Annotated in this window: 19 protein-coding genes; 8 read left to right on the top strand and 11 right to left on the bottom strand. The window is 44.6% G+C overall.

The features are described 5' to 3' along the window. Positions 1 to 36 precede the first annotated feature (36 nt). Positions 37 to 777 (bottom strand): pyruvate formate lyase 1-activating protein, encoded by a 741-nt coding sequence (gene pflA / locus MKA69_RS12670; RefSeq protein ID WP_000103940.1) that lies wholly within the window; start codon positions 775 to 777, stop codon positions 37 to 39. A gap of 297 nt (positions 778 to 1,074) precedes the next feature. Here pflA and MKA69_RS12665 point away from each other — a divergent pair, with 297 nt between their 5' ends. Then, on the top strand, positions 1,075 to 2,955 hold the full coding sequence (locus tag MKA69_RS12665; RefSeq protein ID WP_305848169.1) for a methyl-accepting chemotaxis protein: 1,881 nt from the start codon (positions 1,075 to 1,077) through the stop codon (positions 2,953 to 2,955). Positions 2,956 to 2,970: 15 nt separating this feature from the next. Here MKA69_RS12665 and MKA69_RS12660 read toward each other — a convergent pair whose 3' ends face one another. The 3 genes from MKA69_RS12660 to MKA69_RS12650 all read right to left on the bottom strand — a co-directional run bounded on the left by MKA69_RS12660 (position 2,971) and on the right by MKA69_RS12650 (position 8,217). Further along, positions 2,971 to 3,957, bottom strand: coding sequence for a lipid A deacylase LpxR family protein (locus tag MKA69_RS12660; RefSeq protein ID WP_000836396.1), 987 nt, complete (start codon positions 3,955 to 3,957; stop codon positions 2,971 to 2,973). Positions 3,958 to 4,135: 178 nt separating this feature from the next. Then, positions 4,136 to 6,412 carry a formate C-acetyltransferase gene (gene pflB / locus MKA69_RS12655; RefSeq protein WP_000840429.1) on the bottom strand — a complete coding sequence of 759 codons (2,277 nt, stop codon included), beginning with the start codon at positions 6,410 to 6,412 and terminating at the stop codon, positions 4,136 to 4,138. Positions 6,413 to 6,675: 263 nt separating this feature from the next. After that, the gene (locus tag MKA69_RS12650) at positions 6,676 to 8,217 is read right to left on the bottom strand and encodes a DUF3360 family protein (protein WP_001286258.1); all 1,542 of its coding nucleotides are present in this window, start codon (positions 8,215 to 8,217) and stop codon (positions 6,676 to 6,678) included. Between the two features lie 590 nt (positions 8,218 to 8,807). Here MKA69_RS12650 and MKA69_RS12645 point away from each other — a divergent pair. The 4 genes from MKA69_RS12645 (at position 8,808) to MKA69_RS12630 (ending at position 12,011) form a co-directional block, all read left to right on the top strand. Next, positions 8,808 to 9,578, top strand: a complete 771-nt coding sequence (locus MKA69_RS12645; RefSeq protein ID WP_000133008.1) for an ABC transporter ATP-binding protein — start codon at positions 8,808 to 8,810, stop codon at positions 9,576 to 9,578. Positions 9,579 to 9,701: 123 nt separating this feature from the next. Beyond that, positions 9,702 to 10,478, top strand: coding sequence for an ABC transporter substrate-binding protein (locus MKA69_RS12640; RefSeq protein ID WP_000759082.1), 777 nt, complete (start codon positions 9,702 to 9,704; stop codon positions 10,476 to 10,478). 112 nt (positions 10,479 to 10,590) lie between these two features. Next, positions 10,591 to 11,331: an ABC transporter permease gene (locus MKA69_RS12635; RefSeq protein ID WP_000933483.1), complete on the top strand. Its 741-nt coding sequence runs from the start codon at positions 10,591 to 10,593 to the stop codon at positions 11,329 to 11,331. A 2-nt stretch (positions 11,332 to 11,333) separates the two neighbouring features. Further along, the gene (locus MKA69_RS12630) at positions 11,334 to 12,011 is read left to right on the top strand and encodes an ABC transporter permease (protein ID WP_305848168.1); all 678 of its coding nucleotides are present in this window, start codon (positions 11,334 to 11,336) and stop codon (positions 12,009 to 12,011) included. 56 nt (positions 12,012 to 12,067) lie between these two features. Here MKA69_RS12630 and xthA read toward each other — a convergent pair whose 3' ends face one another. Continuing rightward, positions 12,068 to 12,874 (bottom strand): exodeoxyribonuclease III, encoded by an 807-nt coding sequence (gene xthA / locus MKA69_RS12625; protein WP_055027979.1) that lies wholly within the window; start codon positions 12,872 to 12,874, stop codon positions 12,068 to 12,070. A 197-nt stretch (positions 12,875 to 13,071) separates the two neighbouring features. Here xthA and MKA69_RS12620 point away from each other — a divergent pair, with 197 nt between their 5' ends. Then, the gene (locus MKA69_RS12620; protein WP_305848167.1) at positions 13,072 to 15,192 is read left to right on the top strand and encodes a methyl-accepting chemotaxis protein; all 2,121 of its coding nucleotides are present in this window, start codon (positions 13,072 to 13,074) and stop codon (positions 15,190 to 15,192) included. Here MKA69_RS12620 and rsmS read toward each other — a convergent pair. The 4 genes from rsmS to dinG are packed head-to-tail and all read right to left on the bottom strand — an operon-like array spanning position 15,189 to position 18,822. Then, positions 15,189 to 15,386 (bottom strand): pleiotropic regulatory protein RsmS, encoded by a 198-nt coding sequence (gene rsmS, locus MKA69_RS12615; protein WP_055027978.1) that lies wholly within the window; start codon positions 15,384 to 15,386, stop codon positions 15,189 to 15,191. The genes MKA69_RS12620 and rsmS overlap by 4 nt on opposite strands. Then, on the bottom strand, positions 15,387 to 15,935 hold the full coding sequence (locus MKA69_RS12610) for a primosomal replication protein (protein WP_055030319.1): 549 nt from the start codon (positions 15,933 to 15,935) through the stop codon (positions 15,387 to 15,389). It abuts the gene before it with no gap. Next, the gene (locus MKA69_RS12605) at positions 15,935 to 16,711 is read right to left on the bottom strand and encodes a TSUP family transporter (protein ID WP_305848244.1); all 777 of its coding nucleotides are present in this window, start codon (positions 16,709 to 16,711) and stop codon (positions 15,935 to 15,937) included. The genes MKA69_RS12610 and MKA69_RS12605 overlap by 1 nt, the downstream gene beginning before the upstream one ends. A gap of 35 nt (positions 16,712 to 16,746) precedes the next feature. Then, complete coding sequence (gene dinG, locus MKA69_RS12600) at positions 16,747 to 18,822, bottom strand: ATP-dependent DNA helicase DinG (protein ID WP_055064964.1); 2,076 nt, start codon at positions 18,820 to 18,822, stop codon at positions 16,747 to 16,749. 509 nt (positions 18,823 to 19,331) lie between these two features. On the opposite strand from dinG, the gene MKA69_RS12595 reads away from it, so the two are divergent. Next, complete coding sequence (locus tag MKA69_RS12595) at positions 19,332 to 20,297, top strand: porin (RefSeq protein WP_055044438.1); 966 nt, start codon at positions 19,332 to 19,334, stop codon at positions 20,295 to 20,297. Positions 20,298 to 20,369: 72 nt separating this feature from the next. Beyond that, positions 20,370 to 21,002: a DUF2057 family protein gene (locus MKA69_RS12590; RefSeq protein WP_055044439.1), complete on the top strand. Its 633-nt coding sequence runs from the start codon at positions 20,370 to 20,372 to the stop codon at positions 21,000 to 21,002. Positions 21,003 to 21,048: 46 nt separating this feature from the next. Here the strand turns inward: MKA69_RS12590 and MKA69_RS12585 are convergent, their stop codons facing one another. After that, complete coding sequence (locus MKA69_RS12585) at positions 21,049 to 21,510, bottom strand: YchJ family protein (RefSeq protein ID WP_305848166.1); 462 nt, start codon at positions 21,508 to 21,510, stop codon at positions 21,049 to 21,051. Positions 21,511 to 21,572: 62 nt separating this feature from the next. Next, positions 21,573 to 22,787, bottom strand: coding sequence for an EAL and HDOD domain-containing protein (locus tag MKA69_RS12580; RefSeq protein WP_000877810.1), 1,215 nt, complete (start codon positions 22,785 to 22,787; stop codon positions 21,573 to 21,575). Positions 22,788 to 22,862 lie beyond the last annotated feature (75 nt).

Here is a 22,862-nt window from a genome sequence, read left to right as displayed (position 1 = left end):
GGTTGGTATTTTTTACGATAACGCCGCGAGGTTGAATCAGTATTTTACGTTTGAGTGATACTGCTCAAGGATTGCTACGATTTTATCCATGGTTTCTTTGCTTGGGGGATTCACACCTTCCAAGGGGTACTCTTCACCCATGGCTTCCCATTTATGAGCACCAAGTTTGTGATAAGGCAGCAGTTCGATCTTCTCGATGTTTTCCATGTCTTTGATGAACTCACCTAACTGATGTGCTGAGGCTTCATCATCGGTGTAACCTGGAACCACCACATAACGTAGCCAAGTCTTTTGGCCAATTTGATGTAGGTAGCGGGCAAAGTCGAGAGTGCGCTTGTTGGAGACACCGATCAGATCTTGGTGAATCTCGTCATCCATCTGTTTGATATCGAGCATGACCAGATCTGTCACTTCTAGCACTTCGTCAATCACAGGTGTGAACTTACGAATGTAGCCATTGGTATCTAAACATGTGTGGATGCCTTCGGCTTTCGCTGCGCGGAAAAAATCACGCACAAACTCCGGCTGCAGCATGGCTTCACCACCAGAACAGGTGATACCACCACCGGAAGCATTCATAAAGTGACGATAAGACTTCGCTTCTTTGATGATTTCTTCAACCGTCACTTCACGGCCTGTGTGAGTGTCCCAAGTGTCGCGGTTATGACAATACTTACAGCGGAACAGGCACCCTTGTAGGAATACAATAAAGCGGATTCCAGGGCCATCAACAGTGCCACAAGATTCGAAAGAGTGGATTCGACCAATGGTAGACATGAGCGCTTCTCAGTTATGTAATTTGGGCGTTATTTTATTACAAATAGCAGGGATTAAATAGGTTTATCTCTTGGCTAATTTACTCTATAGCTAGCCGCGACAAGGGCTCACGCGGGTTGAGGCAAGTTTCTGGTCATGGCGTTCTATGTAGCGAAGGATCAATTTGAATGAAAAGTGGGTAAGTCTTGCATCCTAGGTCTAAACTTTTCCTATCAATCATAAAGAGTATCTGTTGTCAGTAAGTAAACTGGTGAAGTGAACAGTGCAGTGATGCAGTATGAAAAAGGAAGTGAAAAGATGGATGTAATACAACTTTCACAAAAACAAAAGATCACCTTATTTATTGTTGTTCTTTGTTTAGGTTTTATTGGGTTGTCCCTATTTACCGCGCGAAGCTTATCCAAAATGAATTTGCAGTACCAACAAAGTGGGGGCGTGACGACAGGCTCTGCGGCTTTATTCGCTACCCAAGCGCAGCTGTTTGAATTGGCCTCTGAACGTGAACATCTCGATTCGAGTAAAGTTGCAGATATAAAAACACGATTAAATGAGCTCACCCAAAAAGTTGAGCGCAATAAAAATTTCTTAATCAACAATGATTTTGCCAACGAGGGAGATGCATTACAGCAGGCGGTACAAGCCTTTATCAGCGATATGCAACCTTGGCTGCAGATAAAAGGCGAACTGGGCTTTAATGTGGATGATGGCAAGTTAGCCCTATTGAAAAGTTTAGCCGTCACCATCGAAAAGAAAATTGATGAAACAGGGATGGTGACCATCAATTCTGATTTCCAAGCCATGGTTAAGACGCAGCAAAATTACTTACTGCAACCGAATGAGCAAAATTTGAAGTTGTTTAATCGAGCGCTAGCGGGCTTTATCAGCACATCACAGTCTTACGCGATGCTGGATCTTTACAAAGCGGAAATTGAACAGTTCAAAGCCACATTTTTACGTGTTAGTGAACTTTCTCAGCAGGTCAAAGAGATTGAGCAAAAGCTGTTAAGTAGCGAAGCGAAAGCACAGGATGTGATTGAATCCACGTCGCATCGCCTTGAAAGTGTCAGTGAAAGTTATCAAACCTTAGCAGAGCAAGCGGGTGAGCACACTTTACTCTCCATTCTGGTAGCTTGTGTGATTCTGGCGGTATTAACGATATTGCTATTTATGATGGTTAGCATGTCTTTAACTAAAGCGCTCAGCCAGATCAAACGGGTACTGGAAAAATTATCATCGGGAGATTTATCACAGCGGCTCACTCTTTCGGCCAATAAGAATGATGAATTCAATCAGTTGGGTTTTGCCGTCAATAAAAGCTGTGAAAACCTCGGCGGATTGGTGCACGTAGTGCAAGACCGCAGTATTGCGTTATCCGGTGATGCGATCGCTTTAAATCAAGCGATCGATAATCTAGTCAGTAGTCAGTCTGAAGTTATGGATCAAACACATCGCCTTGCGTCAGCCACCGAAGAGGTTAGCTTGACGACTCAGCAAGTGTCACACTCGCTCGAAGTGGTTGCCAATGTCAGCAAAGCTTCGACGTTGGCGGCTGAAGAGGGAAGCAAAATTATAGGTGTGGCAATTGGCTCGCTACGTGAAGTCGGAAATATTTTGCAATCGGCAGCTGGGCATATTCAACAATTGGAGCAAGCCTCTGCCAAAGTCGACTCGGTCATGGACATTATTAATGGTATTGCTGAACAAACTAACTTATTGGCCTTGAATGCGGCGATTGAGGCGGCACGCGCGGGAGAACAGGGACGAGGGTTCGCGGTTGTTGCTGATGAAGTTCGTAGTTTGGCCGTCAGAACGGTGAATGCGGTGAGCGAAATTTCTGGCACCATCGAAACCATGAAAAAAGAGAGTGCGGAAGTGATCTTGTTCATGAATCAATCAGAGCAGACCATGGAAGAGGGGCAAAGCAAAGGGAATGAAGCGATGCAGGCGCTAGCAAGGATTACGCAAGGAACCAACGAGGCTGCATCACAAACCGAGATGATTTTCTCTTCGATTAAAGAGCTCTCAGAAACAAGCCATGCTATGGCGAAGAATATGACTCAGATTTTGAGTGCCATGCGGGCGTTGGAGTCATATAACAATCAGCTGCGCATGACCAGTGGAGAAGTGGAAATGCGCGCTGAGAGTTTAGAAAACGATTGTCAACGTTTCACGCTGTAGCCACGTGCGTTGAACTTAGAAGAAAGCATAGAGAGCAACGTTACCTGTACCGCTGATGGTTTCCTTATCTTCTTTGAATTCGGAGCTGTTAGCGGTAAAGGTTAAGCTGGCACCAAAGCTGCGTGCATACATAGCAAACCCAACCACTGCGGTCGCTTGCCATGGTTCAACATGCACTTGGTAATACTCAGCAGGGTGATCTAACCCGTCTAATGGGCGGTCACCTTCGATAGTAATATCGTTAAACCGGTAACGACCTTCAATGCCAGTGAACACAAACCAGCCTTGATCCGAGGCCCCGATCATGCCCGGTGTGAACGGATTTTCAACCGAGATTTGTGCTGCGCCAAAGTTGTTCTCTAAATCAGTTCCCCACCGTAGCATCAACCCAGAAGAGAGATCGCTGCGAAAATTCCCAGCGTTGACTTCGGTGATGTTCGCTAGTTCTAACGCAGTGCCACCGATGGCTTGATAGCGGCCCCAGTTGAAATGCGAGCGGTAACCTAGGCTGCCAACAAATTTATCGTCGACTTGGTATGCCCAACCGTTCGGTTTATCCGATTTTGTAATATTGTGCACAATTTTTTGCGCATCCTCAGATAAGGCGCTTTCGCCCGTCATCCCTAAGGTCAGATTGAAACGCTGTGCTTGCTGTGGATGTAGACTCAGGTAATTGAATTCAGTGTGTAAATAACCAGCATAAGGGCGTTCATTCGGCTGTGGTTTGGTCAATTCAATATCTGAAGGCGTCCACATTTTATGGCCGAGGGTGAATTCCCATTTATCCAAACTGGGCGCTCCCCATACAGATAAACTCAGCGGTTTTGCAAGCCAATAAGGCGTAATGGCTCCTGAGGTATAACTAAGGAAAAGGCCATTGGTGTAGTTTTGATCCACCCCGAATACACCGTCATTATCGATGCTTAGGGTAAAAGTCGGTGTTTGTGCTGCGGCGACGTAAGTGCTGATGAACAGCAAAGGCAAATAGCGAATCGATTTCATGGTTAGTGAACTATGTCTCGGAGATATAAAGAAAAGCCAATGGATCATGCGCCATTGCTGAGAATAAACCTAGTAGAGAAAAGCACAAATGTGCTGTGATATACAGAAAAAAGTGTAGCTGAGTGTGAAAAACAAAAAAGCCCCGTCGAAACGGGGCTTTGAAGAGACTCGCTAAATCTTATAGAGATTCAGTGAAAGTACGAGCGATAACGTCTTGTTGCTGTTCAGCAGTCAGAGAGTTAAAGCGTACTGCGTATCCAGATACACGGATAGTCAGTTGTGGGTACTTCTCTGGGTGCTTAACTGCATCTAGCAGAGTGTCACGGTTCAGAACGTTAACGTTCAGGTGTTGACCACCCTCAATGCCAGCTTCGTGGTGGAAGTAACCATCCATCAGACCTGCCAGGTTAGCGCGTTGTGAACCTTCATCTTTACCCAGTGCATTTGGCACGATAGAGAAGGTATAAGAGATACCGTCTTTCGCGTGAGCAAATGGCAGTTTGCCTACTGAAGTCAGAGAAGCTACCGCACCTTTCTCGTCACGACCGTGCATTGGGTTTGCACCTGGTGCGAATGGAGCACCTGCACGACGACCGTCTGGTGTGTTACCTGTCTTCTTACCGTATACCACGTTTGAAGTGATAGTCAGGATAGACTGAGTTGGCACTGCATCACGGTAAGTTTTCAGTGAACGGATCTTGTTCATGAAACGCTCAACCAGTTCACAAGCGATGTCGTCAACACGTGCATCGTTGTTACCGAATTTAGGGTAGTCGCCTTCGATAGTGAAATCGACTGCTACACCGTCTTCGTCACGAACAGGTTTTACTTTCGCGTACTTGATTGCAGACAGAGAGTCAGCGGCAACAGACAGACCTGCGATACCACACGCCATAGTACGACGTACATCACGGTCATGCAGAGCCATCAGAGCAGCTTCGTAGCTGTACTTGTCATGCATGAAGTGGATGCTGTTCAGAGCAGTGACGTATTGAGTCGCCAACCAACCCATGAAGTGATCCAGCTTGCCCCATACATCGTCGAAGTCCAGAACTTCGTCCATGATCTTAGGCATTTTTGGACCCACTTGGATTTTCAGTTTCTCATCCACACCGCCGTTGATTACGTACAGCAGAGTTTTTGCAAGGTTTGCACGAGCACCGAAGAACTGCATGTGTTTACCGATCACCATTGGTGATACACAACATGCGATAGCGTAGTCATCAGACTCGAAGTCTGGACGCATCAGGTCATCGTTTTCGTACTGGATAGAAGAAGTATCGATAGATACTTTCGCACAGAACTTCTTGAAGCCTTCTGGCAGTTGCTCAGACCACAGAACAGTGATGTTTGGCTCTGGAGATGGACCCATGGTGTACAGTGAGTTCAGGAAGCGGAAGTTAGTACGTGTTACCAGCGTACGACCGTCCAGACCCATACCACCCATAGATTCAGTTGCCCAAATTGGGTCGCCAGAGAACAGCTCATCGTATTCAGGAGTACGTAGGAAGCGAACCATACGCAGCTTCATTACGAAGTGGTCGATCATTTCCTGAGCTTCTACTTCAGTGATCTTGCCAGCTTTCATGTCGCGGTCAATGTACACGTCTAGGAAAGTAGAAGTACGACCAAGAGACATTGCAGCACCGTTTTGAGACTTAACTGCCGCTAGGTAGCCGAAGTAAGTCCATTGGATTGCTTCTTGTGCGGTTTCTGCTGGGCGAGAAATATCGTAACCGTATTTCGCAGCCATCACTTTCATTTGACCTAGTGCACGGTGTTGCTCTGCAATTTCTTCACGCAGTTGCATGGTCATTTGCAGATCTTCGCCGTTTTCGAATCTTTCCTGTAGAGACTTGAACTGAGCCAGTTTGTCTTTCATTAAGAAGTCGATACCGTACAGTGCCACACGACGGTAGTCACCGATGATACGACCACGGCCGTAAGCATCTGGAAGACCAGTCAGAACGCCTGATTTACGACAAGCCAGAATTTCTGGAGTGTAGATGTCGAATACACCAGCGTTGTGTGTTTTGCGGTATTCAGAGTAGATTTTTGAAACTTGAGGATCCAGTTCACGGCCGTAGGCTTTACATGAACCTTCCACCATACGGATACCACCGTTAGGGATGATTGCACGTTTCAGAGGAGCATCAGTTTGTAGACCAACGATTTTTTCTAGGTCTTTGTTGATGTAGCCAGCGTCGTGAGCTGTGATGGTAGAGATAAGAGAAGTGTCGAAATCAACAGGAGCGTGAGTTGAGTTTTCCTGTCTGATACCTTCCATTACTTTGTCCCAAAGCTTGTTGGTTGCTTCAGTACCTTCAGAAACTAGGAAAGATTCGTCGCCTTCGTACGGTGTGTAGTTCTTTTGAATAAAATCACGAACGTTAACTTCGTTTTGCCAGTCACCTGCCGCAAAACCTTCCCAAGCTTTAGCAAATTGCTCTGCCATGACATACCTACCTTTATGAGTAGAAAAAACACGTACTGTCTTCGCCGTTGAGCCAGCTATCCCCGAGGGGAGCAGTACACTCTTCAATAACGATATCCAAATTCAATCTGTCACTGTTTGAATATGGATATCACTATTAGTTCCTTTAATGTCGTTACTCTACGCTAAAAAAATTTCGTAAACCTTAAACTAAATCAATAAAAGTTAAAAATTTAAAATAAAGTTTGGGTAGCGCAGTTGCGCTACCCAATCAAGAATGGTGATTACAACCAAGCTTGTAGACCATATTGGCTTTCCAACATGCCAACAGCAAGCATAGCAATCAAACAGATGATTAGCACGCCGCCAGGGATCACAACTTTATCTACGAAGGACAATTTTGCTGCGCGCTCTTTGTCTCCGATAAGGCCGTTGTTATCCAGAAGCATTGTTAGAGCCCATGCCAGTACAGGGTTCACGACTGCTGAACCAAAGATACAGATACCTGCGGCTTGTGAATCCTTGGTGTTTTTGATCATTTGCATGCCAGCTTCTAGCAGTGGTAGGAATACACCCACTAACAGAGCACAACGCATAACCGGTGGCCATACCGCAGCATCCATTGGGAAACCGAGGATCGCAATCGTCATCACGAGACAGCCGAGGATGATCGCACCGCCTGGAATTGGGCGTTTGGCAATCGCCGCTGGGATCATGTATGTACCCCAAGATGATGTGATGTTACCACCACCCAATGCGGTACCCACCATTTGGCGGATAGAACACATGGTCATGGTGTCATCCACATCCATCAGCACTTTTTCAGTACGTCTTGGATAGTTCAGCTCTTGGAAGATTCGGTGGCCAAGGAAGTCTGGTGACCACATGGCAACTGCCAGAATGGCGAATGGCAGTGATGCAATGAAGTGTTGCAATGTTGGCATACCCAACATCCAACCTTGCTCAGTGCTACCCCACCAGTAAACAGGGTTCAGATTTGGCAAGCCCATTTGGGTCTCAAACTTCAGATCGAAGCCTGCGCCTAAAGCCAGCGCAATAATTAACCCCGTAAAGGCACACACCGGAATGGCTAACCAGCGTAGGTTAAACTTAGCGAGCAGAGCATAAATCACAATGTTTACACCCAGTACAACTAAACCTATGTACCCCATACTGCCCGCGGCGATATCAGCAGATTGTAAGCCGACGGCCCACTCCTGTATCGACGTGATTTGGCTCATAGTGCCGGTGAAACCGAGGAAGATGAGCAAACCACCTGCGGTGCCCTCAGAGGTGAGGTTCACCAGCTTGGAGCCGCCTTTGAAGTAACTGAGTAGCAGGCCGAATACCCCAAGAAGAATTGCAAGAGCGAGAGGGTGAGCACCGGCGAGAGCGATAGAACCAATCAAAGGGATCATTGGTCCGTGGTTGCCTGCTAAGTTTGCACGTGGGTTTAAGAAACCAGACGCAATTACACAGAAAAACAGGGCAGGGAAGAGCATTTCTACACGAGCGACTTCAATCGCAAACTCTTTACCCAGTGTAATGTGATCCCAAGCTTGAGTCAGGCCATCAGCCCAAGACATCATTACTGCGGAATACATTGAGATAATGCCGATGGTACCCGCAAGAGCAGGAACTAAATCTTCTAACTCAAAGCGAAAATCTCGCCCAGGTAAGTTGAGACCAAAACGGCGTGGCTTCATGATTTGTAGTTCATGATCCAGATATTCTGAGCGAGTCGCAAACTCAGACGCTGGACGATGAAGCTCCCGGTAGCTTTTCGTCTCAATGTCTGAGCGCTCTTTGTTCATAACGTCTGACATATGATTCCTCATATTTGTAAAAGTAAGTAATTCAGTTGTGAATACTGTTTCATTGCATGAATGAATAAGGTGTTAAAGCGTTTCTGAGATCAGTCAAATAAATCATCTCTAACACAAATACTGATCATTATAATGACCTTATATTTGCGGCGAGTTTAACGTGCTTATCAATAATGTCGATTGATCTTGATCACTTTACGAATAAATATGAAATAAAACTACACATGCCTAGAGATATCAGGCACATAGGTGATTTTTGCTTTGAAATATTTTTTCATCTTGCGTGTTTTATTACACTTTAATCGGATAAAAATGGCTTAAAAAAACTGAGGGAATGATGGGTCTCATCAACCCAAGTCTATTCAGTGTGTGATGATGTTAAAAAAATATTAATAAATATTTTCTGGTGAAATGATTATTTATCGGCCTTTTCAAGATTTATTCACTCATTAGTGCATTAAACTGCAAATTAAATAACTTTTCAGTCATATTTTTCGGGTTAATAATTTGTTGCGCTTGCCTTGGTTGAGTGTTAGCTTGTTTCAAAAATGAACAGTGAAGTTCATCGATAAAACAGGGAGCGTTAGCGCATGACGGATGTACCCGCGCTTGAGATAAAAAACCTACACAAAACTTTTGGACAGAATGAAGTGCTGAAAGGGATCTCCCTTCAGGCACACAAAGGCGACGTGATCTCTATCATCGGCTCGTCTGGCTCTGGAAAAAGTACCTTTCTACGTTGTATTAACTTGCTAGAGACCCCTACGTCCGGTGAGATTTGGGTTAAAGGTGAGTTGATCCAAATGAAAACCTCACGCCAAGGCATCGTTCAACCCGCCAAAGAGAAACAAGTGCAGCGTATTCGTTCACGCTTAGCGATGGTGTTTCAAAGTTTCAATTTATGGTCACACATGACTGTGTTGGAAAATGTAATAGAGGCTCCCGTACATGTTTTGGGGGTGCCAAAAGCTCAAGCAATCGAACTTGCTGAGCGTTTATTACATAAAGTTGGGCTTTACGAGCGTAAAGATTACTACCCTGGACACCTTTCTGGTGGTCAGCAACAGCGTGCTGCTATTGCCCGGGCTCTTGCCGTTGAGCCTGAAGTGATGTTGTTTGATGAACCCACCTCGGCGCTAGACCCCGAATTAGTGGGTGAAGTGCTAGGGGTAATGCGTGACCTAGCAGAAGAAGGGCGCACTATGCTGGTGGTAACGCATGAGATGGCTTTTGCTCGTGATGTCTCAAATCATGTGATGTTCTTACATCAAGGCAAAGTCGAAGAGCAAGGTAACCCAGAAAAACTGTTTAAAAATCCCGATTCAGAGCGATTAAAGCAGTTTATTTCATCTATTTATTAACGTAGGTGAAAGCAGCTTGATGCAAAGAGTTAACGACACGTGTTGCTCGTCACTCTCGGATAAACATTCTTTTTAATTATTACTAAACACAACATAAAGACAAACAATCACAGGAGTATGGATATGAAAAAGTGGTTAGTTGCGACGGCATTAATCGCCACAACAATCAGTGGTGTCACGCAAGCTAAAGAATGGAAGACGGTGCGTTTTGGCATCGAGGGGGCATACCCTCCTTTTAGTTGGACGGAATCCGATGGTTCACTGAAAGGGTTTGATGTCGATATGGCCAACGCGTTGTGCACAGAGATGAATGTCGAGTGTAAGATCGTGCCACAAGACTGGGATGGTATTATTCCATCACTGCTGGCACGTAAATACGATGCGATCATCGCGGCCATGTCAATTACTGAAGAACGCAAAAAGAAAGTGGACTTTACTGGTAAATATGCGTTGATCCCCAATAAATTCATTGCCAAAAAAGGTGCCAACTTGGCCTTTACCAAAGAAGGTTTGAAGGGAGTGAAGATTGGTGTGCAACGAGCGACCACTCACGATAAATACATCTCCGATAACTATGGTGATTCTGTCGATATCGTGCGTTATGGCTCATTCGATGAAGCCTATCTCGATCTCGCAAACGGTCGAATTGCGGCAGTATTGGGTGATGCATCAGCACTGGAAGAAGGGGTGTTGAACAAAGCGGGTGGCGATGCCTATGAGTTTGTTGGCCCATCATTGACAGATCCTAAGTGGTTTGGCGAGGGGATGGGGATCGCAGTACGTAAGCAAGATAAAGACTTGACGGAAAAGCTGAATGCCGCCATTACAGCGCTGCGTGAAAAGGGGATTTATCAGCAAATTGAAGCGAAGTACTTCAAATATGATGTTTACGGTGATTAATTCGCGATTTAATCCCAATCTATGGGATAGCTATTAACTTCCTGTATCCGGGCTGTTGGCCACTCGTTCCTGATGTCACCAATAGCCCGATCTTTACCCATAGGGAACGAGTATGCTGAATTTACAAGGTTATGAAGCTTCGATTGCCAAAGGGGCTTTGGTCACAATTGAAGTTGCACTGCTCTCACTATTGCTCGCGGTCATTTTGGGAATGCTCGGTGCCTTAGCGAAAATGGCGCCTTATCGTTGGGCTCGCTGGATCGCCACACTCTACACCACCATTATTCGTGGTATCCCTGATTTAGTTTTGATGATGCTGATTTTCTTCGGCGGACAGATCTTCCTGAATAATGGGCTCAGTAGTATTAATGAGTTCCTTAATCAATGGTTCACACAGAGTGATCCTAATCACGAATGGGTATCGTACCTACCTGATTATATTGATGTTAGCCCATTTGTTGCGGGTGTATTGACCATAGGTTTTATTTTTGGTGCGTATATGGCGGAAACATTTCGTGGTGCGATTCTCGCAGTGGATAAGGGTGAGTTAGAGGCTGCGAAAGCTTACGGAATGAGTTCTGCGATGAGTTTTCGGCGCATTTTATTACCGCAAATGATTCGTCACGCGATCCCCGGGTTTGGCAACAATTGGTTGGTGTTACTCAAAACCACGGCTTTGGTCTCGATTATCGGTTTGGAAGATATGGTACGCATCAGTTCACTGGCGGCTGGCTCAACCAAAATGCCGTTTACCTTTTATATGGCTGTTGCGGTTATCTTTTTGTTTTTTACCAGTGTATCCACGGGCTTACTCAAATTGGTAGAACGTAAGTTCAGTATTCATACGAGGTAGACATGGACTTTTCTCTTATTATTGAAAGTTTACCCGTTTACTTAAGCGGCCTATGGACTACGGTATGGCTGGTTAGCCTCTCATTAGTGATCGGTTTGATGTGGGCCATTCCGCTAGCGATTGCGAGAAATAGCAAGCAGCCGTGGTTGAGCTATCCTGCATGGGGATACATCTACTTTCTGCGTGGGACACCGCTGTTGGTTCAGTTGTACCTCATCTATTATGGTATGGACCAGTTTTTTCCAGTGAAAGGAACGCTTTGGGAGCATGCGTGGTTTTGTGCTTTGGTGGCGTTCATTCTAAACACTTCCGCCTATACGGCAGAAATTGTTCGTGGCGCAATGAATGGCTTACCTAAAGGCGAGGTTGAAGCAGCAAAGGCTTATGGAATGAGCAGTTGGCAGACCTATAAGCGAATTATTTTACCCAGTGCACTACGGCGAGCATTACCTGCATACAGTAATGAAGTCATTTTTATGCTGCATGGGAGTGCGGTGGCTGGCATTGTGACCATTATGGACTTAACGGGAGCCGCACGTTTAGTGAACTCGCGCTACTATGCGCCATTTGAGGCTTTTTTGAGTGCAGGGCTGTTTTATATGTCGCTGACGTTTATCATTCTTTGGTGTTTTAAACAGGCAGAAAAGCGTTTTCTTGCCTATTTAAAACCACGGAGCTAATGGAAGCCCCCATCTTGGGATGGGGGAGTCTAACTCACACCGCGACATGGTGGGAATTAGTTAAACGTTGCCCAGATGGGGGCGTGATCCGACGGTTTATCAATACCACGAAGTTCATAGTCAATTCCCGCTTCTTGGCAAGTTTCAGCCAGAGATGGGGTGGCCAGAATCACGTCAATTCGTAGACCACGATTGTCTTCAAATCCGCGAGAACGGTAGTCAAACCACGAAAATTGATCGTTCACATTGGGGTGGAGTTGACGGAAAGTATCAACCAATCCCCAATCGAGCAGAGTTTGTAACCACTCACGCTCTTCAGGTTGGAATGAGCACTTTCCGGTTTGCAACCAGCGTTTACGGTTGGCTTCGCCGATACCGATATCCAGATCGATCGGACTGATATTGATATCCCCCATGACCACTAAGCGTTCCGTATTACTGCGGTGCTCACGCAGATAAGTCATAAGGTCACGGTAAAACTGGCGCTTGTAAGGGAACTTGGTTTCGTGCTCTACGTTATCGCCTTGTGGGAAATAACCGTTAAGAACCGTGGTTTTGTTACCTTCTTGATCGGCAAACGTTGCCATAATCATTCGTTTTTGGTGCTCTTCGTTATCGGTTGGGAAGCCCTTGATGACTTCCAACGGCGTCTGTTTACACAAAATAGCCACGCCATAATGCGCTTTTTGACCGTGGAAATAGACTTGATAGCCCATAGCTTCGACTTCTTCACGAGGAAAGGCGTCATCATGGACTTTGATTTCTTGTAGGCCAATGACATCGGGCTGATGTTTGTCGATGATAGCTTGCAGTTGATGCAATCTGGCTCTGAGTCCATTGATATTGAAACTGATGATTTTCATTGCGCTTCCTTTTGGTTGGCTGAGGTGTGATGTTATCACCTAAGTTTGGGATCTCAAGTCAGAAGCGTTATTGGTTCAATAGTGAATCGAACTGGTAAATCAAAAGTAATAAAAATGTTGTTAAAAATGGAGCTTGGACTTATTTTTAGTCTTATCTCTTTATTCTCATGTCTCAATCGCAAACATAAGGATGTTGTATGCGCCAAATTTCAGTTCAGTGGAAAATTACGCTACTTTCTGGGCTTTGTCTGGTATTTACGTCTCTCGCTTTGATTGGTTTTTCAATCTACAACGCGCGTGTGAGCCAGCAAACCGCTAAACAGCAAAGTGCCGAATCTGTGATTGATAAATCTCAGCAACTCTTACAAACCGGCGCATTATTGAATGCAACCGAAATTTCAGAATATCTTAGCGAAGCGATTTATCGAGCTGAAATGCTTGCCTCAAATGCTTTGTTTTTAAAAAACAATTCAGAAGAAAATTTCGGTGAAAGTGAGGTGTTACGTACTTCGTTAGACGAGATGGTGCGGAAATCCGTTTTGGGGTTTGACACCATTGAGGGCGCTTATTTGGTGTTTCGGCCAAATATGCTCGATAACGAAGACTCGAATTACGTCAATGCTGATTATGTTGGCTCGAATGATACAGGGCAGTTTGCGGCCTATTGGACTAAAGCGGCAAATGGACAAAACGTCGTTTCTCGTGTGCTCACCCAAGCCCAACTGGTTCAAGAATCAGACAAAGAACGTTTTGCTTGCCCAATTACCAGTGCTGCTGCCTGTATTAGTTCTCCAAGAGTGGTTGAGCTGGATACGGGGAGTCATCTTGCGGCTTCGCTTTCTGTGCCGATTCTGATTGACGGTGTTGCCATTGGTTTTTATGGGATTGATTTAACGCTTGCACCGCTAGTTCCGATTGCTCAAAAGTCGGATCGAAACCTGTTTGAAGGTGAGGGTAAGGTTTCGATAGTCAGCCTTAATAATCTATTAGTCGCGAGTGACGATCCTAAATTGACATTGGGTAGCGCATTTCAAAGTGAACACTTAGCCCGTGCGGAGGTGGATTCTCTGTTGCAGGCTGGAGAGGTAAAAACGCAATGGAGTGAGGATGGGCAGTGGTTAGTGGTGTTCGCCCCTATTACTGTCGCGAATCAAAACTGGGGTGTGATTTTTGAAATGCCGCGCGGTAGCGTAATGCAAGATGCCGACCAATTAGATGTACTGCTGACCAAACAACTTGAGCGAGGGATTCGTAGCGAGTTGGTGGTTGGTACGTCCTTGGTACTGATTGGGTTGGGTGTGGTGGCGCTTATGGCGATGCGCTTAGTGAAACCCATTCGTGCGGTCGCGTATCGATTACAAGATATCTCCTCAGGGGAGGGGGATTTGACGCAGCGCTTAAACGTCACATCAACCGATGAAATTGGTCAACTGGCGCAAGGTTTCAATCTGTTTATGGACAAGCTACAACCGATTATTCGCCGTGTAGTCGATAACACTGGGCAGGTTGTGGCAACCACCGAACATGCGAAAGCCACCGTAGCCTCAACTCGCTATAGTAGCGAAGCGCAATTTAAGGAAGTGGATAGTGTAGCCACCGCCGCAGAAGAGATGACGCAGACCTCGGCCCATGTGGTGGAAAATGCGCAGCGTGCGGTGAGCGCTGCGAATGAAGCGCAGCAGGCTGCACAGACGGGCGATCAAGTGATCCGACACTCGCAAGCACAGATGAACCAATTGGTTGAACGAATGAACCTCACCGTTCCTGTGGTTGAAGAATTGGCTCGCAATAATGCTGGGATCGTAGAAATTTTGAGTGTGATTGAAGGTATTTCTGAACAAACCAACCTACTGGCATTAAATGCAGCGATTGAAGCGGCGCGTGCAGGGGATCAAGGCCGAGGATTTGCCGTTGTTGCCGATGAAGTCCGTAATCTTGCTAGCCGTACTCAAGCCTCGGTCGGAGAGATCCGAACTGTCATTAATCAAGTTGAGCTTGGCACTCAGGAAGTGGTCAATGCGATACAAGGCAGTAATCAAACAGCACAGGTGACAGCAGAGCAAGTCGCCGATGCGGTGACACAGCTTAATCGAGTGTTTTCCGCAATCCATGCGATTAATGAGATGAGTCACCAAATAGTACAAGCCGCTCAGGATCAACAATCTGTATCGTCTCAAGTCACTGAGAGTGTGGTAAACATTCGCGACTTGAGTGCGAAGATCTTAAAAGAGAGTGAGGAATCTGAAAAAGTGGGTGAGCAGATCGCCCATCTCTCTTTGGAACAACGTAATTTAGTGGCTCAATTTAAAGTTGACTAGTCGTGTTTTGAGTGGTTCTGGGTATCTAGAGCTGCTATCGAAGTAAGCTTCTGCTCGAAGTCGCGTTTGACGATCTCAAGCGCGGCCAGCGCAATATGTGGCTGGATGGCGTGAGATTCTAATAAATAGATGAGATCAACTGCGAGTTTGATCTCATCGGGGGCTTCATTGAGTGGAATCGAGGTGCTCGGCATTTATGCTTTTCTCTCTTGAGCGGTAATTCGCTTTTCTATTTTAATTTTAGCTTCTCGGCAGCGGTTGAGTCGTTGCTCTGATTGCAGCAGTGCCTGTTGAGCCGCTGTTTTATCGGTGACGGAGGCTTGTTCAAGTAACATGGCTTTATCACGAACCAAATCCATCAATCGACGTTCCCAGTCTTGATGCTGAGCAAGCTCTTGATAGAGTTCATTGATTGGCTTTTTGAAGTAAGTGTATGGTTTAGGCTCTTTACGCCGCACATTTTGAGTGGAGAGCTCGCGGGTTAATGCTGCGATCTGTGCCAATAATCGTTCAGAAAGATATTCCGCTCGCAGCGCCGTTAATCGTCCACTCTCTTTTTCACGAATTAATGCTTGTAGTGTTGAATGGGTTTCCTCAACACAAGGGGTTAATAATTTTCCGTGGCAGTGAAAAAGGACTTCGTCAAATAACGGTCGATGATGCTCACCCCGTTGACGATCAATCTGTGCTGCTGAGTGTTTCAGCTCGGTCAAAATGTCATGAAATTTCGCGTAACTAGCCATTATCCTATCCACCATGCATCGTAGGCTAACTTTCCTGCTAATAAGGTCACCACTAAAACAAACAGAGGCCGAATAAAGGGAGCTCCAAAGCGAATCGCGGAATGCGCTCCCACAAAAGCGCCTGCCATCAAACAAAGTCCCATGGTTAAGCCGAGTAGCCAATCAATATGACCGAGTATCGCAAAGGTGACCAAGGAAGTCAGGTTGCTGGTTAAGTTCATTGCTTTGGCGAGCCCTGAAGCAAACAAGATATTAAAACGGTACAGCGCCATTGAGCTGACGGTCCAGAATGCTCCTGTTCCTGGTCCCGCTAAACCATCATAAAAACCGAGCCCCAGACCCTGAAAGATTTGTTTACGGTGTAATTTCGGGCAGGGTTTAGGTGTCGTGTTCTGCTCAGAATTCTGAGGACGATGCCATACGCTGTACAAGGCTGCTGCAAGGATGACCAGCGGTAGCACTTTACGTAACCACTCTGTACTAATGGCATCGACGGCCAATGTTCCGACGATCGCCCCGATCAAGGTGGCGATAAAGGCTCGTTTCCAGCATGTGGGAGTAAACAGCTTTTGGCGATAGTATGTCCACGCTGCCGTTGAAGAGGCAAAGGTAGCCGCAAGTTTGTTGGTACCCAATGCAAGGTGAGGAGGTAAGCCTAGCGACAGGAGCGCTGGAACAGTCAACATTCCACCACCGCCTGCGACAGCATCAATAAATCCAGCAATAAAAGCAACAAGAGCCAGCACCATTATTGTGGTGGGTTCTATCCATTCCATCAAAAGCGCAATCCTAAGTCAGTTAATCTTTATAATCAGTATTCAATGGTGCGCTTAAAAGGCGGTAAGGCATCGAGCAATGCTTTACCGTACCGTTTAGATACGACTCGCCGATCAAGGATGACCACTCTACCAGAATCCCGCTCTTTACGCAGTAAGCGCCCAACAGACTGAATGAGTTTTTTACTGGCCTCTGGAACGGTAATCTGCATAAAAGGATTACCACCTAGCTCTTGAATATATTCGGCATGTGCTTGTTCAACCGGAGAGGTTGGAACTGCAAACGGGATTTTGGTGATGATCAGATTTTCGAGGAGTTCACCCGGCAGATCCAATCCTTCCGAGAAGCTACCAGTGCCAAATAAAACACTCGTCTTTTGCTTATCAATGAGTTTTTTATGTTTATTTAGGATTTCAGTGCGAGACTTTTCACCTTGGACTTGCAGTGCCCAACCACGTTTAGTGAATTCGGTTTGCAGCGATTGTGCTACCTCTCGCATTTGCCAGTAGGAAGCAAATAAAACCAGGTTTGCTTTGTCTGCTTGTAAGTAGCACAACACTTTTTGTGCTAAATAGGCGGTATAACCTTCAGCTTGCGGCTCCATTTCCATTTTAGGGATCAACAGTTCACCCTGAGTTGGGTAGTCAAATGGTGAAGCTAAAGCTAAGAATTGCACCCCATCTTCCGGTTTGTCACTGATTCCTGCTTGCCGACAAAAAAAACTAAATGAATTTAATGCTCGTAAGGTGGCGGAGACTAAAATCGAGCCAACGCAGCGGCTCCAAATTTGCTGGTCCAGTTGCCATCCGATTTCAAGAGGAGAGACACTCACGAGATAGTCGCCTTCCCGCTCTTGGCTGATTTCAAGCCAGCGTGCTAATGGCGCTCCTTTGTCTTTATTGGGCTTTGCCATCAGTTGCCAAACTTGGGTAAGGTTTTCTAAACGTTGAATATAAAAACTCAGTTCACCTAATGCAGGCTCGGCAATTCGGGTGGCGAGTTCACCCTCTTTCACTTTCTCGGCAATTAAATCGGCTATTTTGCTGACCGATTGCATAGTTTTTTGCGCGGATTTACTGAGAGTTTGTGATTCGTCCGCTAACCATTGCGGCAGTTCGCCATGTTCAAATCGATAGATGCCATCAACAAAATTCTCAGCCACAAACTGTTTGGGCAACTGGCTTAATGTTGGAATTAAATACTGTATCGCCTCGCGTGCTTCTTCAGCGAAACGTTCAGCTCGTTTTTCATCACCGAGAGCGGCGAATTTTGATAGTGATTGATTCAGCTTTTCTAGCCAACTGGCGGCTCCTTTTAAAGTAGCGGCAGCCGAAGCGTGGTCACGAGCTACGAGGGGTAAGTGGTGTGCTTCATCAAAGATGTAAATCGTTTCTTCCGGATTTGAGAGAATCACACCACCGCCCAAGTCTGCATCTGCCATCACTAGGCTATGGTTAGCAATAATTACATCGACTTTATCAAGTTCTGAGCGAGCTTTTTGAAAAGGACAATGGCGATGAGCACTGAAACCGCCATTACAGCTGTGCTTATCACTCACGATGAGCGACCAAAGCTCGTCGGCAATAGGTGTTGCCCAAGAGTCGCGATCCCCATCCCATTTGCCTTGAGTGAGCGCAGTATAAAGCTCCGTTAGTAATTCGATCTCTTGTGGTTTCGGTTTGCTTTCAAATAGCGCGATCTGAGAATCATCCGCACCAGTAGCCGCGGCTAGTCGCTCTGCGCAGCAATAGCGTTGGCGTCCCTTGGCCAGAATAAAAGAAAAAGTTTGGTCGGTGATGCGGCGATATAGCGGCAAATCTTTATTCATTAACTGTTCTTGTAACGCAACGGTTGCCGTTGAAATGACCACCTTACGCCGATTGATGACAGCAACGGGGATAACCGCCATTAAATAGGAAAGTGATTTGCCTATGCCTGTTCCCGCTTCCGCCACTAACATTCGGGTCGATTTATGGTAAGTCCCACAAAGTGTTTTCGCCATTTCTGCCACTAAGAAGTTTTGAGCGCGGCGAGGAATAAAGTTTTCCAGTTGATTTTGTAGATTTTGATAACTATTGCGAATGGAATCTTGGATGTTTTTTGTGAGCATAAGGGTGTCCAAAGTGCGTTGGCGCGATGGTAGCACAGATCACTGAGTGATACCTAGTTCACGAAATCGTATGCTTTTAATAGAAATCTAGATCTTGTTCACAAATAAAAACTGAACCTTCAGGAACTTAAATTTATTTTGTTTTACAAAAAATATATACCTTTAAATGTTGGGTTTATATTTTATTAAATGCTGATTTTTATCTTTATCTTGCCTGTTCTTGGTTTATTATTCTTTATTTTTCCACTTTGGTAACGGTGTGTTTTTGCCTGTTTTTGTTACGAAGTGAGCCGAAAAAAATTATGAAAATCATGTAATTTATTGATTTTATTGATTTTATGTTTTTTTTCTTTGTTTTTTTTATGGTATTTGACATACAGAATATTCTTTTGCAATCTTAACCACGAATCTAATGGCGGTGGTGACCAAACAAAGAGTTGGAATACCATCATCAAAAAACAGGGAACCGGATAAGGAATTCCCAAATTAAGAAAAGGCAGTGGATTAACATGAAAAAAACTCTATTAGCACTCGCAGTTGCTGGCTTAGCTACTTCTGCACAAGCATCTGTTCAGTTGTACAAAGGTGATACATCTTCAGTTTCGGTTAAGGGTGAAATCGCTACTTACTTATATACAAAAGATGTTGACCATAAAGATCCAGCTAAAGCTGATGAAAAGACAGATGCAGATGTAAATGCATGGGCAAAAGTACAATTCGATTTCTCTCATCAAGTAACAGATACACTAGTTGCTGGTGGTACGTTTGAAATTCAAAGCGGTACTGGATATGACGGTAATAACAATGATGCCGAATTCGATGACGTAGCAGCATATCTTAAAGGTGATTTCGGTACTCTTGGTTTGGGTGAAATTGGCGATGTTTCTGATTCAAACAATGCAGTATCGAAAACAGATATTCTAAATGAATTAGACACTGGTTATTTACCTGTTAGTGCTAGTGATAGCAAAGGTCATGGTGTTTCATATACTAAAAAGTTTGATGCTTTGACTTTTGTTGTTGATGCTTACACTGAGTCTTCTAAAGACAAAGACAATCAATACGGTGTTAGCTTGGATTACGCCGCAGATATTTTCTCAGTTGGTGCTATGTACCAATACTGGGGTGAAGAAAAAGGTGTTTACAAAGATAAATCATCTGCAGCGTTGTCTGCTGACGTTAAGTTAGGTAGCTTTACCCTTGCAACAGCTTATAACGTTGTACAGGCTGATAAAGTTGAAGACGAAAAGAATTTAACTGTTTCTGCAATTTATGCTGCAACTGATGCTGTCTCATTGTACGGTGTTGCTGGATTCCAAGACGATGGTTCTTCAAAAGACGGTAAAGGATTTGTTTTGGGTGCATCATATGCAGCATCTAATCTTTTGACTGTGTTCACAGAAGTTTCTTCTCTTGATGATCATGATACAAAAGATACAACAGAAATCTTACTTGGTGCTTACTTCGATTTTTAATAAGTAAACACTAGTCAATCAATTTCTAAGCCAGTACATTGTGTACTGGCTTTTTTCTTGGATCCTACCTGTATGAAACTTTTGAATTACCTTAGTATTTTGTTTTTATTTGCGTTAAGCAACTCAGTGGGTGCTATAGAGTATCGTTTGGCGCAAGGTGTCGAACTAAAAGTTATTAATGGTGAAAAAGTAGAAAATGATGAATCTCCGGATTTTAAAGCTGGTATGAATCAGCTCGTGGTTAAATATTCTGGTCGAGTCAGGAAAAACTCAAAGTCGGAATATTTGTCTACGATGCCTTATATTGTTCTGGTTCGTCTTGAAAAAGAAGATACTTTATCGATATCGCTTATTTCAGATGATTACAAAGATCTCGTTGACAAGCAAAATAAAGGAGAACCAATCTTCATAGTAAAGAAAAATGGTGAGTTTGTTGATGATCAAAATTTATTGCTAGCAAAAACTAATGGTCTTTTCCCATACTCTAATCTTGTTGATTTAGTTAAAGAATACAATAATGAAAAGGGCATCATTGTCGATTCTGGAACGCTTAGAGATCTTAAGGAGGAGTTGAGCACGTTAAATCTTGGAAATAATATAAAAAATGATGACTCTGAAGCCACGTTGCAACTTAAAATTTGGTATTCAAAAGCCACGGAGGAAGAGCGTATAAAATTCTTAGAATGGGCTGAGTTAGCAAAATAAGAACATGTAATAGAGTAAAGCCTATATTGAAAGGCTTTACTCCATGTTATTTACCGCAGCACTTTTTGAATTTCTTCCCACTGCCACAAGCACAAGGATCGTTGCGACCCTGCTTGGGTAGCGCTTCTGGAAATTCACCATCAATGTAGTACCAACGTCCGTCTTCGTTGAGAAATCGGGAACGTTCTTCAAGACAGTATTCTTGACCTTGCTGTGCAAGGAATGCTCTGAAGTGAACATAGCCTTCATCATTTCCTCGTCCCATTTCTGCAGAAATCACCTCAAGCCGAAGCCAGTCGCTCTGTACCGATTCTTGAATTGCTTCTCGCTCCTCTTCTGCGTGACAAGATGGATGGTAGGTGTTCACGACAAAGTCAGTGTTTTTTAGGATGTGAGCACTAAAACGCGCCCGCATTATTTGTTCGGGCGTGGTTGCATTTTGAAAGTTTTGATGGATAGGTTCACAACACTGCGAATAGGGTTCAGTATTTCCACAATAACAAGTCATAGGAAGGTGATAATGATGAGTATGTGGTTAGAGTCTATCGTTCACTTATCTCAATTACCAGCTTAGGTCTGCACACCGAGAAGGTCAGCAGTCCATTTTACCGCCTCAATATAACATTCTGTAGGCGCTTCATTGGGTAAGTTGAGGGCTTGGGCTATAGCAATTACTTCTCCCCAATCTGCCATTTCATAGGCTTTATTCAAGGCTAATATTTGCCCGAGAGTTCCACTGCCTTGAGTCAAAGCCAGTTTAACTTCTTCTTGTATAGGCATTTCACTGACAATCGAATCCAGTGGCTGATCGAGAAGGCTATCCAGTAATGAAAACATCCCCGTTAGAAAGCCTGCTCCTGGTGCAATTTTCGTATTAACTCTTTCACTGAGCATTTCACAAAATCGCGCTCGGAGGATTGCGAGGTTATAAAGATAATCTGGTTTTGAGTCTTGGGTTGAGGCGATGGCTACTAAGGAGATAAATTTTCTCAGCTTTTGTTGTCCTAAATAGACTAAAGCCTGGCGAAATGAGTGAATTTTGGAACTTACCGTGGCTGAGGAGTTCACAAATGTGAGCAATTTGTATGATAAAGAAAGATCTTTCGCCACAATGCTTTCAATTTCGCGAAAGTCCACTTCTGGTTTTGCGACTTCTTTTAGCAAATTAACAATAGTAAGAAAGGAGGGTTGTAATGCTTTACGTTGGATGATTTCAGGTTTACTAAAAAAGTAACCTTGAAAGTAGTGAAAGCCAGCTTGTTTCGCGAGCTCAAATTCTTCATAAGTCTCCACTTTTTCGGCAAGAAATTCGATCTTGGTCGAAAGAAGTTTATCCATGAATAGTTTAGCTCTAGGGATAGGCACTAAACGGATATCAAACTTAATGATCGAGATGTAAGGTAGGAAAGCTTTCCATTCATTGCTTGGGATGAAATCATCGAGTGCGATTTTATAACCCAGTTGTGCCATTTTCTTTATGGCTTCGAGCAGTTCACGGGTTGGTGGGCAATCTTCCAGAATCTCTACGACTAAACTTTTCACAGGAAATAGTGTAGGCACCATATTCAGTAGGCTTTGATATGGGAAGTTCACAAAGCCAAGATGTTCACCAAGAGTGCTGTAATGCGCTGTTAGGAAATGGTCGGACAGGAGGCGACTTGTCGCCTCTTCAGGGTCAATATCAGGAAAGGTATTTTTGGGGCCATCTCGGAATAGCAGTTCATAGCCGATTGTGCTTTTATCTCGGTCTAAAATGGGCTGCCTAGCTACATATGAGTACTTCAAAGTGTTACCTATCCTTGGTTATTGTTGTGTGTCTTATCAATAGCTCAAAATTATACTGCGATACTCAATGGGTAA

This window comes from Vibrio sp. AH4, assembly GCF_030710545.1.
Classification (GTDB): Bacteria; Pseudomonadota; Gammaproteobacteria; order Enterobacterales; family Vibrionaceae; genus Vibrio; species Vibrio metoecus.
Note: the sequence above shows the minus strand (reverse complement) of the source record. Positions and strands in the feature narration are given on the sequence as shown.